14 protein-coding genes are annotated in these 17,884 nt (G+C 71.0%); 11 read left to right on the forward strand and 3 right to left on the reverse strand.

Going from position 1 to position 17,884, the window contains the following annotated elements; all coding sequences use genetic code 11:
• Window positions 1-4: 4 nt before the first annotated feature.
• The gene (locus ACIRS4_RS32755; protein ID WP_404202985.1) at window positions 5-1,444 is read left to right on the forward strand and encodes a phage/plasmid primase, P4 family; all 1,440 of its coding nucleotides are present in this window, start codon (window positions 5-7) and stop codon (window positions 1,442-1,444) included.
• On the forward strand, window positions 1,441-1,839 hold the full coding sequence (locus ACIRS4_RS32760; RefSeq protein WP_404202957.1) for a DUF6009 family protein: 399 nt from the start codon (window positions 1,441-1,443) through the stop codon (window positions 1,837-1,839). Before ACIRS4_RS32755 ends, ACIRS4_RS32760 begins: the two co-directional genes overlap by 4 nt.
• A 3-nt stretch (window positions 1,840-1,842) precedes the next feature.
• Here the strand turns inward: ACIRS4_RS32760 and ACIRS4_RS32765 are convergent, their stop codons facing one another.
• Complete coding sequence (locus ACIRS4_RS32765; protein ID WP_404202959.1) at window positions 1,843-3,090, reverse strand: sensor histidine kinase; 1,248 nt, start codon at window positions 3,088-3,090, stop codon at window positions 1,843-1,845.
• Window positions 3,091-3,222: 132 nt separating this feature from the next.
• Here ACIRS4_RS32765 and ACIRS4_RS32770 point away from each other — a divergent pair, with 132 nt between their 5' ends.
• The 5 genes from ACIRS4_RS32770 (at window position 3,223) to ACIRS4_RS32790 (ending at window position 10,818) form a co-directional block, all read left to right on the forward strand.
• Window positions 3,223-4,134 (forward strand): ABC transporter ATP-binding protein, encoded by a 912-nt coding sequence (locus tag ACIRS4_RS32770; protein ID WP_404202961.1) that lies wholly within the window; start codon window positions 3,223-3,225, stop codon window positions 4,132-4,134.
• Entirely contained in the window at window positions 4,131-4,988 is an 858-nt protein-coding gene (locus ACIRS4_RS32775) for an ABC transporter permease (RefSeq protein WP_404202963.1), read from the forward strand. Before ACIRS4_RS32770 ends, ACIRS4_RS32775 begins: the two co-directional genes overlap by 4 nt.
• A gap of 635 nt (window positions 4,989-5,623) precedes the next feature.
• Window positions 5,624-7,207 carry an MBL fold metallo-hydrolase gene (locus ACIRS4_RS32780; RefSeq protein WP_404202965.1) on the forward strand — a complete coding sequence of 528 codons (1,584 nt, stop codon included), beginning with the start codon at window positions 5,624-5,626 and terminating at the stop codon, window positions 7,205-7,207.
• Between the two features lie 120 nt (window positions 7,208-7,327).
• Complete coding sequence (gene hppD / locus ACIRS4_RS32785) at window positions 7,328-8,347, forward strand: 4-hydroxyphenylpyruvate dioxygenase (protein WP_404202967.1); 1,020 nt, start codon at window positions 7,328-7,330, stop codon at window positions 8,345-8,347.
• On the forward strand, window positions 8,344-10,818 hold the full coding sequence (locus ACIRS4_RS32790; protein WP_404202969.1) for an aminotransferase class I/II-fold pyridoxal phosphate-dependent enzyme: 2,475 nt from the start codon (window positions 8,344-8,346) through the stop codon (window positions 10,816-10,818). The genes hppD and ACIRS4_RS32790 overlap by 4 nt, the downstream gene beginning before the upstream one ends.
• A 326-nt stretch (window positions 10,819-11,144) precedes the next feature.
• Here ACIRS4_RS32790 and ACIRS4_RS32795 read toward each other — a convergent pair whose 3' ends face one another.
• Entirely contained in the window at window positions 11,145-11,831 is a 687-nt protein-coding gene (locus tag ACIRS4_RS32795; protein ID WP_404202971.1) for a GNAT family N-acetyltransferase, read from the reverse strand.
• 58 nt (window positions 11,832-11,889) lie between these two features.
• Entirely contained in the window at window positions 11,890-12,687 is a 798-nt protein-coding gene (locus ACIRS4_RS32800) for an alpha/beta fold hydrolase (protein WP_404202973.1), read from the reverse strand.
• A gap of 609 nt (window positions 12,688-13,296) precedes the next feature.
• Here ACIRS4_RS32800 and ACIRS4_RS32805 point away from each other — a divergent pair.
• Genes ACIRS4_RS32805 through ACIRS4_RS32820 form a run of 4 tightly spaced genes read left to right on the forward strand, consistent with a single transcriptional unit; the run spans window position 13,297 to window position 17,755 of the window.
• Entirely contained in the window at window positions 13,297-14,304 is a 1,008-nt protein-coding gene (locus ACIRS4_RS32805) for a hypothetical protein (protein ID WP_404202975.1), read from the forward strand.
• A complete protein-coding gene (locus tag ACIRS4_RS32810) occupies window positions 14,301-15,062 on the forward strand; it encodes a DUF6182 family protein (RefSeq protein WP_404202977.1) in 762 nt (253 codons plus the stop codon). Before ACIRS4_RS32805 ends, ACIRS4_RS32810 begins: the two co-directional genes overlap by 4 nt.
• Complete coding sequence (locus ACIRS4_RS32815) at window positions 15,059-16,747, forward strand: GH3 auxin-responsive promoter family protein (RefSeq protein ID WP_404202979.1); 1,689 nt, start codon at window positions 15,059-15,061, stop codon at window positions 16,745-16,747. Before ACIRS4_RS32810 ends, ACIRS4_RS32815 begins: the two co-directional genes overlap by 4 nt.
• Window positions 16,748-16,762: 15 nt before the next feature.
• The gene (locus tag ACIRS4_RS32820) at window positions 16,763-17,755 is read left to right on the forward strand and encodes a TauD/TfdA family dioxygenase (protein ID WP_404202981.1); all 993 of its coding nucleotides are present in this window, start codon (window positions 16,763-16,765) and stop codon (window positions 17,753-17,755) included.
• Window positions 17,756-17,884: the final 129 nt, after the last annotated feature.

Consider the following 17,884-nt stretch of genomic DNA (forward strand, 5'->3'; position numbering starts at 1 on the left):
CGCCATGGCGGCGCCGGTACCGGCGCACAGCGGGCTCGTGGCGTCGGACGTCGCCGGGGTCACCGACCAGGGACTGCTGCCCGACAGCCTCACCGACCGGGGCAACGCCAAACTGTTCGCCCGGCTCTACGCGCACGACTACCGCCACGTCCCGGGGCTCGGCTGGTATCGCTGGGACGGCATTCGCTGGCAGGCGGACGAGGAGGACACGGTGTTGTGGGCGGCCGGCGACCTCGCCGAAACCCTCGCCACCACCGACATCACCGGCCGCCACGCGCCCCAGGCCCTGCAGCAGCACCGGCGCAGGGCCCTGTCAACGACCGGCATCAACGCCATGCTCGCCCAGGCCCGCAGCGCTCCCGGCATGATCCTCAACGCCGCGCTTCTGGACGCCGACAGCTACGCGCTGTGCACCCCGGGCGGCATCGTCGACCTGAGGACCGGCCTCGTGCGCACGCCCGACCCCGACAAGGACTTCCACTCCCGCTCCACCAGCACCGCCGCCCGCCAGATGCCCACGCCGCGCTGGCACCGCTTCCTCGCCGACACCTTCGGCGACGACACCGACGGCCGGCAGATGATCGACTTCCTGCAACTGCTGCTCGGGTACTCCATCACCGGTGATGTCGGCGGTCAGGTCATGCCCTTCCTGTTCGGCGTCGGAAAGAACGGCAAGTCCGTACTGCTCGACGTACTGATGAAGCTCCTGGGCGACTACGCCGACGCCTCCCCGCCGGGCTTCCTCATGGCCCGCCCCTACGAAGGACACCCCACCGACCTGGCCGAACTCCACGGACGCCGCGTCGTCGTGTGCAGCGAGGTAAGACCGGGCGACAAATTCGACGAGGCGCGGGTCAAGCTGCTGACCGGCGGCGACCGCATCAAGGCCCGGCGCATGCGGCAGGACTTCTTCTCCTTCCAACCCACCCACAAACTCTGGCTCCTCGGCAATCACCGTCCCGAAGTCGGCACCGGAGGCTTCGCGTTCTGGCGCCGCATACGGCTGATCCCCTTCGAACGGGTGGTGAGCGACGACCGCAAGGTGGACAACCTCGCCGACATCCTCGTCACGGAGGAAGGCCCCGGCATCATGGGCTGGCTCATCGACGGCGCACGCCGCTACCTTTCGGAAGGCCGTGATCTCAGCGGCCCCGAGCGGGTACGCATCGCGACCAGCACCTACGCCGAGACCGAGGACCACACCGGCCGGTTCTTCGAGGAATGCTGCACGGTCGGCCATGCGTACAGGGCCGAGCAGGCCCGGCTGTACGCTCGGTACAAGAAGTGGTGCCAGACCGAGGGGGCTCCAGCCATCACGTCACGAGCCTTCGCCCAACGCGCCCGCGAACTCGCCGGCTTGACCTCGCCCAAGGAAATGGTCCTGTCGAACTCGCGGAAATACTATCCAGGCATCGGTCTGCTCGCCGACGAGGAGGACGCATGAGCTCTCTGATCACCAATGACGAGCTCACCCACGAGAGCGAAATCGTCTGGCTCGAGCCGATCGACACCCTCGACTACGTGCGCCAGTCACTCGACCGGCTTCCCACCCGCCGGGGCAAACCCGCCTATCACCGCGACGGCAGGATGGTCGGCTACGCGATGCTCGGGCCCCAGGCCAAGGCCTCCCGTGCCTCCGGCACCTTCCTGCGCCGGGTCTTCTGGCTCAAGTGCAACGACCGCAACTTCGTGCCCGACGGGCTGTACGCGAAGGGCGCACCGGCCGAAGCGGTCGATCCGCGGACGGTGGCCGCCCGGGAGAAGGGTCGCAAGACCCTGCGCTCCGAAGGGGAGCCGCCCTCCACCGCCGCTGAACCGGGTGTGAGTCAGGCGGGATGACCGTCAGGCCTCTGCCGGGGCCAAGGCGGCGTCGGAGGCCGTACGGCCCGGCGGGGCGGGCAGCGCGGCCAGCACGCGGAAACCTCCTGACGGCAGCGGATCCGCGCTGAACTCGCCGTGCAGCAGCGCCACTCGCTCACACATCCCGGCAAGTCCGAATCCCACGCCCATGGTCGCCGCCGGCCCGGATCCGTGGTCGGTGATCTCCACGATCAGCTCGGTGGCCGCGAACGTGATGGCGACCTGGCACGAGGTGGTGCCCGCGTGCCGGATCACGTTGGTGACCGACTCCTGCACGATCCGGAACGCCGCGAAGTCGACTTCCTGCGGCAGCGGCCGCCGTTCACCCTCCCGGCGCACCTCGACGCGGACCCCGGCGGAGGTGGCCTTCGCCGCCAGCCGGTCGATGCCGTCCAGTCCCTCAGGGGGAGCCAGCGGCACCGGTTGCCTGCCCTGGCCACGTCCGTCGTCCGCCTCGCGCAAGGCGCCCAGCAGCCGCCGCAGCCCCGCCAGCGTCTCGCGGCCCGAATGCTCCACGGCCAGCATGGCCCGGCGGGCATCGTCGGGCCGGGTGTCGATCACCCGGGCGGCGGCGCCCGCCTGCAGTGCGATGATGCCGATGCTGTGGGCGACGCTGTCGTGCACCTCCCGCGCGATACGCAGCTGCTCATTGATCACCGCACGCGCCGCGACCTGCTCGGCGTACTGACGTCGAACCTGCTCGGCGTGGGCGCGCGACTGGTGGACCGAGCGGCCGGCGAGCCAGGCCACGAGGACCGTCAACGCGACGTACGGCTCGGAGGGCGTCCCGGTCTCGGCGCCCTGCACCAGCCTGACGCTCAGACACACGCCCAGAACGGCGAGTGCGGCTCCCGCGAAGAGGATCGAGGCACGGGGAGTGTGCCTGGCCGCCAGGAAGGCGATCGCCACGTCCACGGCGACGAACTGCAGCGGGGACGGCTCCCCCAGCCCCCACGCCTGTGCGAACGCCACCGTGCCGGCGAGCAGCATCAGCACGGCCGGCCACGGACGGCGCATCAGCAGCACGCTGCCGCCCAGGGCCGCTGTCACGCCGACGGCCAGCAGGAGTTGCCCTTGCAAGTGGTCCAGGGCGTTGGGGGCCGACGCCGGATCGTCGACCGTCCCCTCGGCCGGCCAGACGACCGGGACCAGGGCCGCGAGGAACCACGTGCCGCCCGTCCATAAACCCGGCGGCACCCGCTGGAAGAGAGCGTGGCAGGAGAAGGACATGGCGGCATCGTAGCCACGCGGTGCGCTCGCCGGATCAACCCGACGCTGTACAACCTGGGCTGACACCGCTGTTCAAGCAGTGTCACCCTCGGAGTGATGACGGGTGGTGTGAGCCACGCCATCATGAAGGGCATGATCGAAGCAAGGGAACTCACCAAGCGTTACGGCCGGAAGACCGCAGTCAGCGACCTGAGCTTCACCGTGAAGCCCGGTCACGTCACCGGATTCCTGGGCCCCAACGGCGCCGGCAAGAGTACGACCCTGCGTATGATCCTCGGTCTGCACCGGCCCACCAGCGGCACCGTCACCGTCGACGGCCGTCCGTACGCGGACCGCCCCCGTGGCATGCGTGACGTCGGGGCGCTCCTGGACGCGCACCATGTGCACGGCGGACGTACCGCACGTGCGCATCTGGCCTCGCTCGCGGTCAGTAACCGCCTGCCGCGCCGCCGGGTCGACGAGGTACTGGAGGAAGTGGGTCTCGCCGACGCCGGAAACCGACGCATCGGCGGCTATTCACTGGGCATGAAACAGCGCCTCGGCATCGCGACGGCGCTGATCGGCAACCCCCCGGTGCTCCTTTTCGACGAGCCGCTCAACGGCCTCGACCCCGAGGGTGTGAAGTGGGTGCGCGGGCTCTTCCAGCGGCTCGCCGCCGAGGGCCGGACGGTGTTCGTCTCCAGTCACCTCATGTCGGAGATGGAGAACACCGCCGACCGGCTCGTCGTCGTTGGCAGGGGCAAACTCATCGCCGAGGAAAGCCTCAAGGAGTTCGCCGGGCGGGGCACCCAGCGAAGCGTCACGCTCCGCACCCCCGAAGCCGGCACTCTGAGCTCCGTCCTGGTGGACGCCGGGGCCGTGGTCGAGCCGCAGGCCGACGACGTGCTGACCGTGCGTGGCCTGAGCGCGGAGCGCATCGGCGACCTCGCCTTCAAGCACATGGCCCCGGTGTACGAGCTGACCGACAACACCGCATCCCTGGAATCCGCATTCATGGAACTCACCGCCGACAGCGTCGAGTACGCCGCAGGAGACGCCCGATGACACTCACATCCACTCCCCCCACCGGCGCCGCTGGGCGGACGGCCGCGCAGAGCGCGCCCCGTGCCCGCTTCGTCGACCTGCTCGCCGCCGAGTGGATCAAGATGTGGTCGCTGCGCTCCACCGCGTGGACCATCGCCGTCGGCACCCTGGCCATCGTCGGCTTCAACGTCTTCACCGCTTACGACGACTACAGCAACTGGCCGTCCTGGGGAGCCGAGCAGCGGGCCGACTTCCTCCCCAACTGGGCGATGCTCGACTCCTTCACCGACGCCGCCCTGCTGTGCCTGATGCTGATCGCGAGCGCCATGGGCTCGCTGAGCGTGGTCGGCGAGTACAGCACCGGCCAGATCCGCACCACCTTCACGGTCGTGCCCGCCCGCAGCGCCGTCATGGCCGCCAAGGTGGTCGTGGTCACCGTCGTCTCCACCGGGCTCGGCCTGCTCGCTGCCGGCGGCTCCTTCTGGGCGACCCAGGCGATCCTGTCCGGACGCGACGCCGGACTGTCCCTGTCGGATGCGGGCGTCCTGCCCGCGCTGGCTTCCTGCGTCCTCGCCGCGCCTGTCGCCGCCCTGGTCGGCATGGCCGTCGGCACCGTCATCCGCGCGAGCGCCGCCACGATGGGGACGAGCTTCGCGCTGCTGCTTCTCGTGCCCATGGGGGTCAGCGACGACCACCACGCCTCGGCCGTGATCGACCACACCCTGCCCTACAGCGCCTGGGCACGGCTGATGCAGGTGGCGGAGAAGCCCGCCCACTTCCCGTGGTCCACCGCGGGCGCGTGGACCGTCTACGCGGTCTGGGCCGTCGTCGCCGCCGTGATCACCATCTTCGCCGTTCAGCGCCGGGACCAGTGACGCCCGGTCACGAAGGAGCCGCTGCCGGAAGTCACGGCAGCGGCTTTTTCGTTCTGAGACAGTGATCGTCCGCCCGTACGCCGAATGAATCCCTGTGGGGCGGACACATTTCTGGTGCGGCGACATTCGAGATCGATGTACCCGCCACAAGCGGTGCGCGGAACTGCGCCGGCGGATATTTCCTGGGAGCACACCGCCGTAGAACCCGACGCTTTTCAGCGACTCAGGTCCTTTCTGTCCTCCGGTCCGGTTTCCTACTGGGTTATCAGGCGTCCGCCCGAGGGCTACGGGCTACGGGCTACGGGCGACGGGCAAGCGCTCCGAGGCGGCTCGCGCGCCGGTGTTCAACCGCGCCGGCGGCAGCGGTTGAACACCGGACGCGGAACTCTGCGAGTGCGGGCGGTTCGGATAACCCGGGCCTCGACCTCTTTTCCCTCGCCTGTTCAACCAGTCGGACCATGCTCGTATTGATCGTCACGGGCCGCGCCGGTCATTCTGCTGCTGCAGGCACGTCCTGAGCATGTTCCCGGCGTCCTGTGCTCCTTCTTGTCTTTCTCACGGTCCGCTATGTGTCATGGGCATACGTGTGCCCCCAGGCGGTCCTGTTCCTTGGTTCTCCTGGAGGGAATGCACACATGGCTGACGAACAGCTGTACCTGCGGTCGAAGGCGATCATCGAGCCGCTCGTGGACCGCTTCTTCGCCTGGCCCTACACGATCGCGCCGGTCCAGGCGGCGATGAACCTGGCATTTCTCCAGGTCCCGCTTCTCGAGTCCTATCTGCAGTCCCCGCAGGTGCACGTCGCGGCCAGCAACAACCCCGAACTGCGCGGCGGCTACTTCATCAACATCCCCGAGGAGCGCGCCGACGAGGTACGCGACCTGCTCGCGGCCATCAAGCGGGACCGCGCCGACATGCTCCGCTTCGCCCACGCGATAGCCGCCGGCCAGGAGATCCTGCGGGCCAACGCCACCGGCTTCGACCTGACCCCGCTCTATCCCAAGCTGCCCAGCGAGCTCGGTGGTCTGGTCGAGCTCGCCTACGACACCGACAACCAGGCGCAGATGCGCTTCATGGAGCCGGTCGTCTACAAGAGCAACGTCTACCAGGAAGAGCGCCAGTCGGTGCAGCTGTCCCTGGAGACGGGCATCGAGCGGCCGTTCATCCTCAGCACCCCGCGCCTTCCCTCACCGGACGTCCTGGAACTTCAGATCCCCTTCCGTCATGAGGGCCTCGCGGAGCTCTTCAAGAGCCGTGTGCACCCGACGACCCTCGCGCACCTGCGCGAGGCGCTCGGCCTCGACGACGCGCAGACCAAGCAGCTGCGCACCCTGCTCACCGACAAGCCGAGCCTGTCCCCGGACCGCCACATCGAGAGCGGCGGCCGGATCCGCTACTTCGGGCACGCCTGCCTCGTCCTGCAGACGCCCGAAGCGGCCATCGTCACCGACCCGTTCATCAGCGCGGACAGCGACAAGACCGACCGGTACACGCTGGACGACCTGCCCGACTACATCGACCTCGTCCTGATCACGCACGGCCACCAGGACCACATCGTCCTGGAGACGCTGCTGCAGCTGCGCGGCCGGCTCGGCGCGATCGTCGTGCCGCGCTCCTCGCGCGGCAACCTGGCCGACCCGTCCATGGCGCTGATGCTCCGCAACCAGGGCTTCAACGTCATCGAGGTCGACGACTTCGACGAGGTGGAGTTCCCCGGCGGCAAGGTCACCGCCACGCCGTTCCTCGGCGAGCACTGCGACCTCGACATCCGTGCCAAGTCGACGTACTGGGCGGAGCTGGCCGGCAAGAAGGTCTTCATCGGCGCCGACTCCTCGGGCATCGAGCCGTCCCTGTACCGCTACGTGAAGGGGCACCTGGGCCAGGCCGACATCGCCTTCCTCGGCATGGAGTGCGACGGCGCTCCGCTGACCTGGCTGTACCAGGCGCTGCTGACCATCCCGGTCACCAAGAAGATGAGCAACTCCCGCAAGCTGTCCGGCTCCAACGCGGAGCAGGCCGCCGCGATCATGACCGAACTCGGGGCGAAGGAGGCCTACGTCTACGCCATGGGCGAGGAGGACTGGCTCGGCCACGTCATGGCCACCACGTACACGGAGGACACGTACCAGATCAAGCAGATCGAGGAGTTCCTGAGCTGGTGCAAGGACCGCGACGTCCCCGCCGGTCACCTCTTCAAGCAGCAGGAGTGGCGCTGGTAGCCGTCACCTGACCCGGATTCCGGACGGCTCGGGGCGGGACACCCGGTCAGCACCGCGGGTGTCCCGCCCGGCCGTCGGCACACAAACGTCACACGGCATCTGCCTTGAGGAGGTCGCTCCATGGTCGTGCAAGACATCGCGTACGTAGAGCTGTTCACCAAGGACAAGTCCTCGACCACCGAGTACTTCGTGTCCGCCATGGGCTTCACCCAGGTCGCCGACTCGGTCGAGGTCGACCGCAGTTCCGTACTGCTCAGACAGGGCGACGTCCAAGTCGTCGTCACCACCGGACGAGGCACCTGGAAGTTCCGCGACGAACACGGCGACGGTATCGCGGACATCGCCATGACCTGCGACGACGTCGCGGCCACCCGGGACGCCGCGCTGCTCGCGGGCGCCAAGCCCGAAACCTCCCTGCGGGGCGACACCGTCGTCTCCGGCTTCGGCGACGTCGTGCACACACTGATACCGGCCCCCAGGACCGCCGCCGACCGGCTGCCGCCCGGCCGCACCTGGGTCCCGCTCGACGGACCGCAGCGCCCCCCGGGCCGGGTGAAGTCCCTGGACCACATAGCGGTGTGTCTGCCCGGAGGCTCTCTCACCGAGTACGCGCGGTTCTACCAGGAGGGTTTCGGGCTCGACCGCTTCTACTCGGAGTACGTCAGCGTCGGTGGCCAGGCGATGGACTCCGTCGTCGTCCGCAGTGCCACCGGAGGCACCACCTTCACACTGGTCGCACCGGACCCGGCGAAGGACGCCGGTCAGCTCGACGCCTTCCTGGAGCGCAACGGGGGCCCCGGCGTTCAGCACCTCGCCTTCCTCGTCGACGACATCATCCCGGCCGTACGGGAGTTCAAGCAGCGCGGCGTCGACTTCCTCACCACCCCCGACGCCTACTACGACGTCCTCGCCGACCGGTTCCCGGGACTGCGGGGCATCGTCGGCGAACTGCGCGACACCCAGGTGCTGGCCGACCGCGACGAGTGGGGCCACCTGCTGCAGCTGTTCAGCCGGTCTCCTTATGAACGCAGCACCCTCTTCTACGAACTGATCCAGCGACATGGCTCGCGCGGCTTCGGCAGCTCCAACATCCGCGCCCTGTACGAAGCGGTGGAACGCGAGCGGCTGACGTCCCGATGACCGCCTCCGACCGCCTGCTGACCCTGGCCGACTACGCGTCCGCGGCGGCCTCGCGCTTCTCGCCGGGAGTCAGGGACTTCCTCGAGGGCGGCGCGGGCGACGAGCGCACGCTCGCCGCCAACGCGTCCGCCTTCGACGACATCCGCCTCTGGCCCCGTGTCCTGGCCGGGCACGGAACGCCCGACACCAAGAGGGACATCCTGGGCCGCAGTTGGGCCGGGCCCATCGGCATCGCCCCGATGGCCTACCACACCCTGGCCCACCCCGATGGAGAGGTCGCCGCCGCGCGGGGCGCCGCCGCCGCGGGCGCCGCACTGATCGTCAGCACCTTCGCGAGCCGTACGTTCGAGGACATCGCCGCCGCCACCGCGTCCCCGCTGTGGCTCCAGGTGTACTGCTTCCGCGACCGGGCCACCACACGCGCACTGATCGAGCGCGCCGCACAGGCGGGGTTCGAAGCCCTCGTGCTGACGGTGGACGCCCCACGCCTGGGCCGTCGGCTGCGCGATCTGCGCAACGGCTTCGCACTGCCCGACGGCGTCGCGCCGGCCAACCTGACCGGAAGCGGATTCGACTCGCCGAGCGAGCATGCGCTCGCCGAGTTCGACCCCGCTCTCGACTGGTCGGTCATCGACTGGCTGCGCTCGGTCAGCTCACTGCCGGTGCTCGTCAAAGGCGTCCTCACCCCCGAGGACGCCCGGCTGGCGGTCGCCGCGGGCGCGGCCGGCGTCATCGTCTCCAACCACGGCGGGCGTCAGCTGGACGGCGCCCCGGCCACGCTCACCGCGCTGCCCGCGGTCGCCGAGGCCGTGGGCGGCGCCTGCCCGGTCCTGCTCGACGGCGGCGTACGTCGCGGCGCCGACGTGCTGGCCGCGCTCGCCCTCGGAGCCAACGCCGTGCTCATCGGCCGGCCCGCCCTGCACGGACTCGCCGTGGCCGGGGCGGAGGGCGTCGCGGACGTCCTCGACATCGTCCGGGACGAGCTGATCGAGGCGATGGCGCTGACCGGCACCGGGTCCGTGGCGGACGCGGGACCCGGTCTCGTAGCACCGACCGCGGCCGGGTCCGTGGCGGACGCGGGGCCCGGTCTCGTCGCACCGACCGCGGGGCCGGCTGCCACGGCGGGCGCCCCGCCAAGCCCGACCGTGCCGCCCGCCCTGCCGAAAGCCGCCGGGCTGGGACCACAGGACCTGCACGGAAGCGTCTGGGACCCCGTCCTGGACACGATGAACTTCCTCAACGAGATCACCACCCGCTATCCCCGCGCCGTCTCCTTCGCGCCGGGCCGGCCCTACGACGGCTTCTTCGACACCGAGCAGATCTTCACCTACCTGCGCCGCTACGTGGACCACCTGGAGGAGCAGGGCGCTTCACCCCAGCAGGTGCGCTCCGCGCTGTTCCAGTACGGGCCGACGAGCGGGCAGATCCGCGAGCTGATCGCGGACTCGCTGAGCAAGGACGAGGGCATCCACGTCGCGCCCGAGTCCGTCGTGGTGACCGTCGGCGCCCAGGAGGCGATGCTGCTCGCCGTCCGTGCGCTGATCACCGGACCGGACGACGTCCTGCTGGTCTCCAGCCCCTGCTACGTCGGCATCACCGGCGCGGCCCGGCTGCTCGACATCAGCCCGGTCGCGGTCGCCGAGGGCGAAGACGGGGTGCGGATCGCCGAGTTGGCCGCCACGATCCGGGCGGAGCGCGCCCGGGGACGGCGTCCCCGCGCCTTCTACGTCATCCCGGACCACTCCAACCCCTCCGGCGCCACCATGTCGCTTCAGGCCCGCGAGGAGCTCCTCGCCCTCGCCGAGCGCGAGGACATCCTGCTCCTGGAGGACAGCCCGTACCGGCTGGTCAGTCCGGGGAGCCGGCTCCCGACGCTGAAGTCGCTGGACCGGGCCCACCGCGTGGTGCACATCGGCTCGCTGTCCAAGACGCTGTTCCCCGGCGCGCGCGTCGGCTTCGCCGTCGCCGACCAGCCCGTCACCGACGCGGCCGGCCGCACCACGGTGCTCGCCGAAGCCCTCAGCAAGATCAAATCGATGGTGACGGTCAACACCTCACCGGTGAGCCAGGCCTTGGTGGCCGGCATGCTGCTGACGGCCGACGGCAGGGCCGGCGACCTCAACGTCGCCACGGCCGCCCACTACGGGGACACGATGTGGGTCACGCTCGACTCCCTGGAGGCGGCCTTCCCGCCGGCGGAGCGCGCCGCGCTCGGAGTGCGCTGGAACGAGCCGAGCGGAGGCTTCTTCCTCTCCGTCACGGTGCCCTTCCGCGCCGACGAGGCTGCACTGACGTACGCGGCCGAGGAGTTCGGTGTCATCTGGACCCCGATGTCCTACTTCCATCCGCGAGGCGGCGGCGAGCACGCACTGCGGCTGTCCGTCAGCTACCTGACGCACGAGCAGATCAGGGACGGCATCAGCCGGCTGGCCCGCTTCATCCGGGCGCGGGCGACCGCGGCCCGGACATGAACGACGGCGGGCCCGGACGATCCTGGTCCCGGGCGGCGACGAGGGCGGTGGAGGGGCCTGCCCCGTCACCGCCGCCGCCCGGGACGCCGTCGAAGAAGGCACCGGTCACCGTGGTCCGCCGTGCCCGGCGGACGGTCGGCGCCGGCGTGGCCCGCGCGCGTGCGCCCAGCGCGGTGCGGATGATGCTCTCGGCCTGGACGAACGCACGGTCAGTGAACCGATCCCGCGCAGCGGCGAAGTGCGCGGCCACCGGGCCTGACCGGCACCGGTCTCGCCGGTCCGGCGCACGACCGGCCGGAACCCCCACAGCCGCTCCGCTGCCTCGTTCACCAGCCCTGAGGCACGCCCCCGCGCCCTGACCGAGCGGCGCAGAGGTCGCTCGCGGGCGCCTGCCGCGGATCACGCGGCAGCGGCCAGGGGGCCAGCCGCGGATCGGGGATCGGCTTGTCGACGGTCTGCGCCTCGGCCGTCTCGAAGCCACGCGCAAGATAGTTGCGCACGGCGTGACGGTGGTCGAGCGTGCTGGTGCGCAGATAGACGTGACGCGTGGGGCCGGCGTCAGGGCCGCCCCAGTCGACGCCGCCGCGCCAGGCCTGCTCCACACAGGTCGTCAGCAGCGCACCCCCCAGGCCCCGGCCGTGGAACTGGGGCAGCAACCCGAACAGCACCACCTCGACCCCGCCGTCCGGCTGGGCCTCCAGCTCGAAGAACCCGGCGACAGTGCCCTGGACCGAGGCGATCCAGGTGGCCATGGACGGCCGGTGGACCCAGGCCTGCCACGTCTCGTGACTCCACGAGAAGCGATCCGTCCAGCACACATGGGCTCCCACGGCGGCGTACAGGGCCCGGCTCAGATCGATCGACGGCACTTGCGAGCGTTCCACCCGCATCGCGATCTCGGCCCGGACCGGCCGCAGCTGCTCGGGTGAGGACATCCGCAGCGTCCACGTCGTGACGTCCTGCCGGACGGTCTTCGCCGCGGGGCCCGGATCGAAGCGCTCTGTCTGGTTCACAGCGAGGCCTTACGTGAAGGGGCGGATGAAGGGGGCGGTGCGCGGTGGACGCCCGGCGTCAGTGCTTGTCCAGGAACTCGATGATCGCGGTGTTCACGGCCTGCGGACGCTCCAGGTTCCCCAGGTGCCCGCAGTCCTCGATCTCCACGTGATCGCAACCGGGGATGGCGTCCGCCACCTCGGCCACCAGATGCGGCGGGCAGATCAGGTCGTCCGAGAAGGCGATCGTGCGGCACGGCACGCTGATGGAGCGCAACACCTCACGACGGTCGCCGGCCCGGTCCACCCCGGCCTGCCCGCCACCGTTGCCGCCGCCGGTCAGCTCGAAGATCTCCAGCCAGCTCTTCGCCGCGCCGTCGTCGTTGAGCGTGGCGGGGGAGAGCATCTCCAGGACGGTCCGCATCGCCTCGTACTTCAGGGGCAGCCGAACGCCGCTCTCGCGCAGGGCGAGATCGGCCTCGGTCAGCGCCCGCCGGGTCGCGTCGGAGCGCGCGCGGGTGGCGATCAGCACGGCTGAACGCACCAGATGAGGGTACTGACTCGCCAGCTCCTGAGCGATCATCGCGCCCATCGAGGTGCCGACGACGCGGCAGGGACCCAGCCCCAGAGCCTCGATCAGCCCCTTGGTGTCGGCCACCATGTCGGCCAGCGCATACATTCCGGGCGGCGCGTCGGACGCGCCGATGCCCCGATTGTCGAAGACGACCGTCTCGTAACCGGCCGCGTTGAGCGCCGGCGTCTGATGCGTCGTCCAGACATGCCCGGCGGCGCCCGAGCCCATGATGAGCAACACCGGCTCGCCGCGGCCCTGGCGCTGATAGGAGAGCCGGATCCCGTTCGAGGTCACATAGGGCACGACGCGCCCCCGGTCAGAGTCTCGGTGCGCAAGAGGGTCTCCAGGTCGTCCGGGACGAAGTCGTCGCAGTCAGCAGGCACAAGAGGCGGGTCGTCACGGGCCCGGCGCGGCCGTACCGAAGAGGGCTCGAACAGCGCCGACCACACACGGCGACCACAGCGGGGCCACAACCCCCGGTGGTGCGGGACGGTTCACCATGACACCGCCCCGACCCGTTGATCAACGGTGTTCAGCCACGCGGCGCGCGCACCCGATCGGCGCCTCCCGCCTGTTCAACGGAGGCGACTGCGCAGTTGAACGGCCGCCGTTGACCCGGGCCGGTGCACCGGGGGCATAGTGAGCGTCCGGCCGCGCCCGTCGGGCCAGCCCGAAGCCGCCGGAGCCGGGGCCGTGCCCCGCGCAGCTCCCGGTCCCCCCGAGGAACCCCCGTCCCGGCGGGGACCGGGAGCACGGGAAGCTCCCACCATCCACCCCCTGGAGGCCGATGTGCCGCCGCGCCAGTCGACCGCCACCGGGCATGCGCGACGCGTCCTGTTCGCACCGGTACCCATCGCTCCGACCAAGCCGCTGACACTCAGCCATGTCAAAGGGCTGCTCTGGGGCGATGTCATGCACCGGGCCACGGCCCTGCTGCACCACGTCGACGTGCTCTACAGCTGGAGCGTCGGCGTACTCAACGCACAGACACTCGGTTTCTGGGCGCACCTCGACCGCACCGCGCCGCACGCCGACTTCACCGCCTTCGACGAGGAGGGCATCGGCGCCCTGTACGTCGACTACCAGCGAAACCGCGCCCCCGAGGCCGCGCCCGCCCTGCTCGCGCCGGACGCGCCGCTCCACCCCGCCGGCGACCGCATCCTCGAGCTGTGGACCAGGCGACTGCGCGAACTCGGCGTCGACGACCCAGGGTTGCGCAACCGGACGAACCCGCGGATCGGCCTCGACGACCTCGTCGCGCTCCTTGCAGAACTGCACCTGTGCATCGACCAGCGCCGCTGGGGCGGCCCCGTGCACCTCGACGCCACCGGGGCCGGCATGCCCCTGCGCCTGCTCGTCTCCGCCGACGGCACGCCCAACTACCTGGCGTCCATGCTGCGTGAACTCGTGCCGCTGGTACGCGACTACGACGACCTGGTGCTGACCTGCGACCGTGAGGCGCGCCCCGACTTCGCCCTCGTACGGCATGTGCTGGAGCGGCTCGGCGCCCGCGTCCACCTCGTGGTGCTCGGGCGGGTGCGCGGCGCCGACGGGCACATCAAGTCCGCGCGCCACGGCGGGTGGGAGGGACTGACCGCGGCGGCGCTGGCCGAGCGGTACCTCGACCTGGTCGGCCCGGACATCTACCGCCTCGGGATGCGCCTGTACTTCATCGCCGTACTCGGCCGTGGAGATCCGCAGCCGCACCGCACGGAGCTGTTGCGGCGCTGCATGGGCCGCGCACAGCGCGTGCTCAAGATGCAGGCCCCGCAACCGGCGGAGACGACCCTGCGCGACCTGCTCGCCCGGCACCAGCGCCCACACCCCTGCGTGGACCCTTACCGGCTCACCACCGGCCTGCTGGCCCAGCACCGTCGGGGCACGACGAACACCGCCCTCCTGGACGAGGTGTATCTGTGAACCATCCGGCGTCCGCACCCACGCCCGAGCCGCTCCGGTGTCCGTGCGCGGAGCGGGAGCCGCATCAGCACGATGACGAGCACATCCAGCGGCGGCTGCGCGAACTCCTGGACGCCCGGCTGAGCGTCGCGGCAGGTCATGCCACGACCGCCGAAGTGCCCCGCGCGCCCGCCGTGGCCGTGCTCCGCGACCTCGATCCGTCCCGGTTCGCCCAGTCCGTCGTGGACTTCACGGCCACGCTCTCACCCGGCACCGCCGCCGGCTGGCTCGCCGACTTCACCCGCACCGTCTTCCTCGTGGGCGACCCGGTCAATCTGGCTCGCCGGCTGCCGCCGTCCTTCACCAGCGCCGACCGGCGCATCGCCTGGTACGCGCCCCACCCCGGCAACCGCCACCGTGAGCTGAGCCGGCTGCTGCGCCGGGTCGACGGCACGGTGCCGACCGCACCGCCCTCCTACACCGTGCGCGGGCCCAGCGGCACCGCGCAGAAGGCCGCAAGCGGTCGGCTCACCGTCGCGACCTGCGGTCTCACCCTCCCGCACTACCTCATCCACCTGAGCCACACGCTCGCCGAGGCACAGCTGACCGGAGCCCTCGCCCCCGGCGACCGCGTCGTCGTCGACCACGCGCCACACATCGACCGACTTCCGCGGAGGGCCTCGTACACAAGGGTCCATACGGATCCCCTCAGAGCCGGGAAGCTGCGCGCGTTCGCCACGCTCGCCCAGGACCCGCAACGGACGAAGGAACGATCATGACTGTGAGCGAGCCCGCGAGCGTCCTCACGGACCTGCCGGGCGACAGCGAGACCGCCTACCGCAGCCGCCTCGTCGCGGCCAAGGAGCAACTGACGGCGACCCTCCCGGACGCCGCGGCGTGGCAGCGGCGCATCCTTGACGACCTGCTCGCCGACAACGCCGACACCGCCTTCGGGCGGGAGCACGGATTCGCCCGTATCCGCACCGTCGACGACTACCGGGCGGCCGTACCACTGCGCACCCACGAGGACCTCACCCCCTGGATCACCCGCGCGGCACAGGGCGAACGACGGGTCCTGACGCGGGAGGAACCACGGCTGTTCTTCACGACCAGCGGCTCCACCGGCCGCCGCAAACGCGTCCCCGTCACGGACAGCTTCGTCAGACGGGTCTATCTGCCCTTCTTCCAGGCGGCGATGGGCGTGCCCGCCCAGTACCACCCCGAGGCCTTCGCCCGTGGCTCGCGCTGTCTGAACCTCCGGCACGACCCGCTGCCCCGGGCGGCCGCCGACGCCGGCGGGCCACCGCAAGTCGGCCCCAGCCGGGCCGATCTGGGCCCCGGGGCCGGTGCGCTCGGGCAGGAGCCCGGCAGCAGCGCACCCTGGGCGGAGCTGCCGGTGCCGCTGGACGACGGGGCCCACCTCGACAAGCTCTACGCCCGTGTGCGCGTCGCCGCCGAGCACGATGTCCGGTCCGTGATCGGCCACAACCCGACGCTGCTGGCCATGCTGCCCGAGCTGCTCGTCCAGTGGTGGCCCGCACTGCTCAAGGACATCCACGACGGCACCTGCCTCGGCCGGCCCGGCGGCGCCCCGAACCCGGAGCGCGCCGCCGAACTGCGGCAACGGGCCTCCCGGGCACCGGGGCGACGCCCCACACCGGCCGTCCTGTGGCCCCGCATGCGCCTGCTCTACGGCTGGACCAGCGGCCTCGCCTCGCTGTATCTGCCGCGCCTGACCGAGGAGTACGGCAGCGATGTCGTCATGCTGCCGGCTCCGAGCGCGGCGTCCGAAGGCCCCGTCGGCGTCCCCTGCGACGACCACCCCACCGCGGGCCCGCTGGCGGTCTCCTGCGCCCTGTACGAGTTCGTCGACGCGGACCGGGACGTCCTGCCCGACAGTCCCACGCTGCTGTACGACGAGCTCGAGCCGGGACGCGACTACCACGTGGTGCTCTCGCATCCGGGCGGCCTGTACCGCTACGTCCTCGGCGACGTCACGCACGTCGTGGACCGGGTGGCCGGAGTACCGCGCGTCGAGTACGCGGGACGCGCCACCGTGTCCGACACGGCCGGCGAGCGGCTGCGGGAGGCGCACGTCGTACGGGCGATGCGCGAGGCGAGCCGGCGGCTCGGCGTCGACGTCGTCAACCTGACCTGCCGCAGCGAGCAGGGCCCCGACCGCCCCCACTACACACTCGCCGTCGCCGTGCGCACGCCACTGCCCCTGACCATGAGGCTCGCCTTCCAGGACCTGGTGGACAAGGAACTCGGCCGGGTCAGCCGCGGATACCGCTCCGCCCGCTCCATGGCGGCGCTCGGCCCGCTGCGCGTCGCCGTGGTGCCCGAATCGGCCTTCACCGAGCACTGGCACCGGCGCCTCGCGGCCGGGATGCGGCCGGCCGAGATCAAGGACCAGGTGTTCCAGCAGGACGACGACGCCTGGTCACGCATAACGAGTCAGTAGCCGAGGAGTCCAGCCATGAGCGAAACCAGCACCATCGACGACGCGACCCCCACCGCCGGCACGACCCCGGCGCAGGGCGCCCGCGACTGGCGCCCACTCGACATACACCCCGAAGGCGGACCGCTGGGCGCCGAAGGGGTGCGCCGACGGCTCGAGGCCCTGGGAGAGCCGGCGGAGCTTCTGGCCCGCGAAAAGGCGCTGGTCTTCCGGGGGTTCGGGATATCCGAGCGGGAGATAGAGACGGTGATGGAGCTGCTCCTGCCCAACCGGCTCGGATACCTGCACGGCACCTCGCCGCGTACCCAGCTCGGCGGAAACCTCTACACGTCGACCGAGTACCCGCAGCACATGACCATCGCGATGCACAGCGAACTGTCCTACAGCCACCACTGGCCGGAGCGCCTCTTCTTCTACTGCGCCACCACCCCCGGCTCCGGCGGGGCGACACCCGTCGTGGACGGTTCACTCTGGCTCGCCTCCCTGGACGCAGAAGTCCGGGAGGCCTTCGGCGACGGCATCCGCTACACCCAGAACCTGCACGACGGATTCGGGCTCGGCCGAGGCTGGCGCCAGACGTTCGAGACCGACGACCGGGACGAGGTCGAAGCCTTCCTCGAGGCGGGGCGGTTCACCTGGAACTGGGATGCCGACGGCGGCCTGCGCATGATCAGCCCGGTCCGCCCTGCCACCATCCGGCACCCGGTGACCGGCACCGAGGTCTGGTTCAACCAGGCCGACCACTTCCACCCGGCCGCCCTCGGCGACGAGACCGCCCGCGAACTGGCGCAGATCCTGCCACCCGAGGAACTGCCCCAGTCGGTCACCTTCGCGGACGGCAGCCCCATCCCCGACGAGCACATCCTCCACATCCACGACCGGGGCCTGGAGACGGCCGTCGACGTGGACTGGTGGCAAGGCGACTTCATGGTCATCGACAACGTGGCCACCGGGCACGGCAGGCGCCCCTTCACCGGTGAGCGCAGGGTGCTGGTCGCCATGTCCGGCTGAGCCGGCCGCGGACCCGAGCGGGGGGGGGCGCCCGGGGGGGGGGCCCCCCCCCCCCCGGCGCCCCCCCCCCCCCGGGGCGGCGGGAACACCCCCCCCCCCCCCGCCCCCCCCCCCACCCACCGCCCCGCC

The sequence above is a fragment of the Streptomyces sp. NPDC101166 genome (assembly GCF_044768125.1).
Lineage (GTDB): Bacteria > Actinomycetota > Actinomycetes > Streptomycetales > Streptomycetaceae > Streptomyces.

Coding starts and splice junctions, on each gene's coding strand:
- ACIRS4_RS32815 (WP_404202979.1), top strand. CDS start 15,059: ATGACTGTGAGCGAGCCCGCGAGCGTCCTCACGGACCTGCCGGGCGAC.
- ACIRS4_RS32780 (WP_404202965.1), top strand. CDS start 5,624: ATGGCTGACGAACAGCTGTACCTGCGGTCGAAGGCGATCATCGAGCCG.
- hppD (WP_404202967.1), top strand. CDS start 7,328: ATGGTCGTGCAAGACATCGCGTACGTAGAGCTGTTCACCAAGGACAAG.
- ACIRS4_RS32775 (WP_404202963.1), top strand. CDS start 4,131: ATGACACTCACATCCACTCCCCCCACCGGCGCCGCTGGGCGGACGGCC.
- ACIRS4_RS32755 (WP_404202985.1), top strand. CDS start 5: ATGGCGGCGCCGGTACCGGCGCACAGCGGGCTCGTGGCGTCGGACGTC.
- ACIRS4_RS32765 (WP_404202959.1), bottom strand. CDS start 3,090: ATGTCCTTCTCCTGCCACGCTCTCTTCCAGCGGGTGCCGCCGGGTTTA.
- ACIRS4_RS32820 (WP_404202981.1), top strand. CDS start 16,763: ATGAGCGAAACCAGCACCATCGACGACGCGACCCCCACCGCCGGCACG.
- ACIRS4_RS32805 (WP_404202975.1), top strand. CDS start 13,297: ATGCACCGGGCCACGGCCCTGCTGCACCACGTCGACGTGCTCTACAGC.
- ACIRS4_RS32760 (WP_404202957.1), top strand. CDS start 1,441: ATGAGCTCTCTGATCACCAATGACGAGCTCACCCACGAGAGCGAAATC.
- ACIRS4_RS32790 (WP_404202969.1), top strand. CDS start 8,344: ATGACCGCCTCCGACCGCCTGCTGACCCTGGCCGACTACGCGTCCGCG.
- ACIRS4_RS32770 (WP_404202961.1), top strand. CDS start 3,223: ATGATCGAAGCAAGGGAACTCACCAAGCGTTACGGCCGGAAGACCGCA.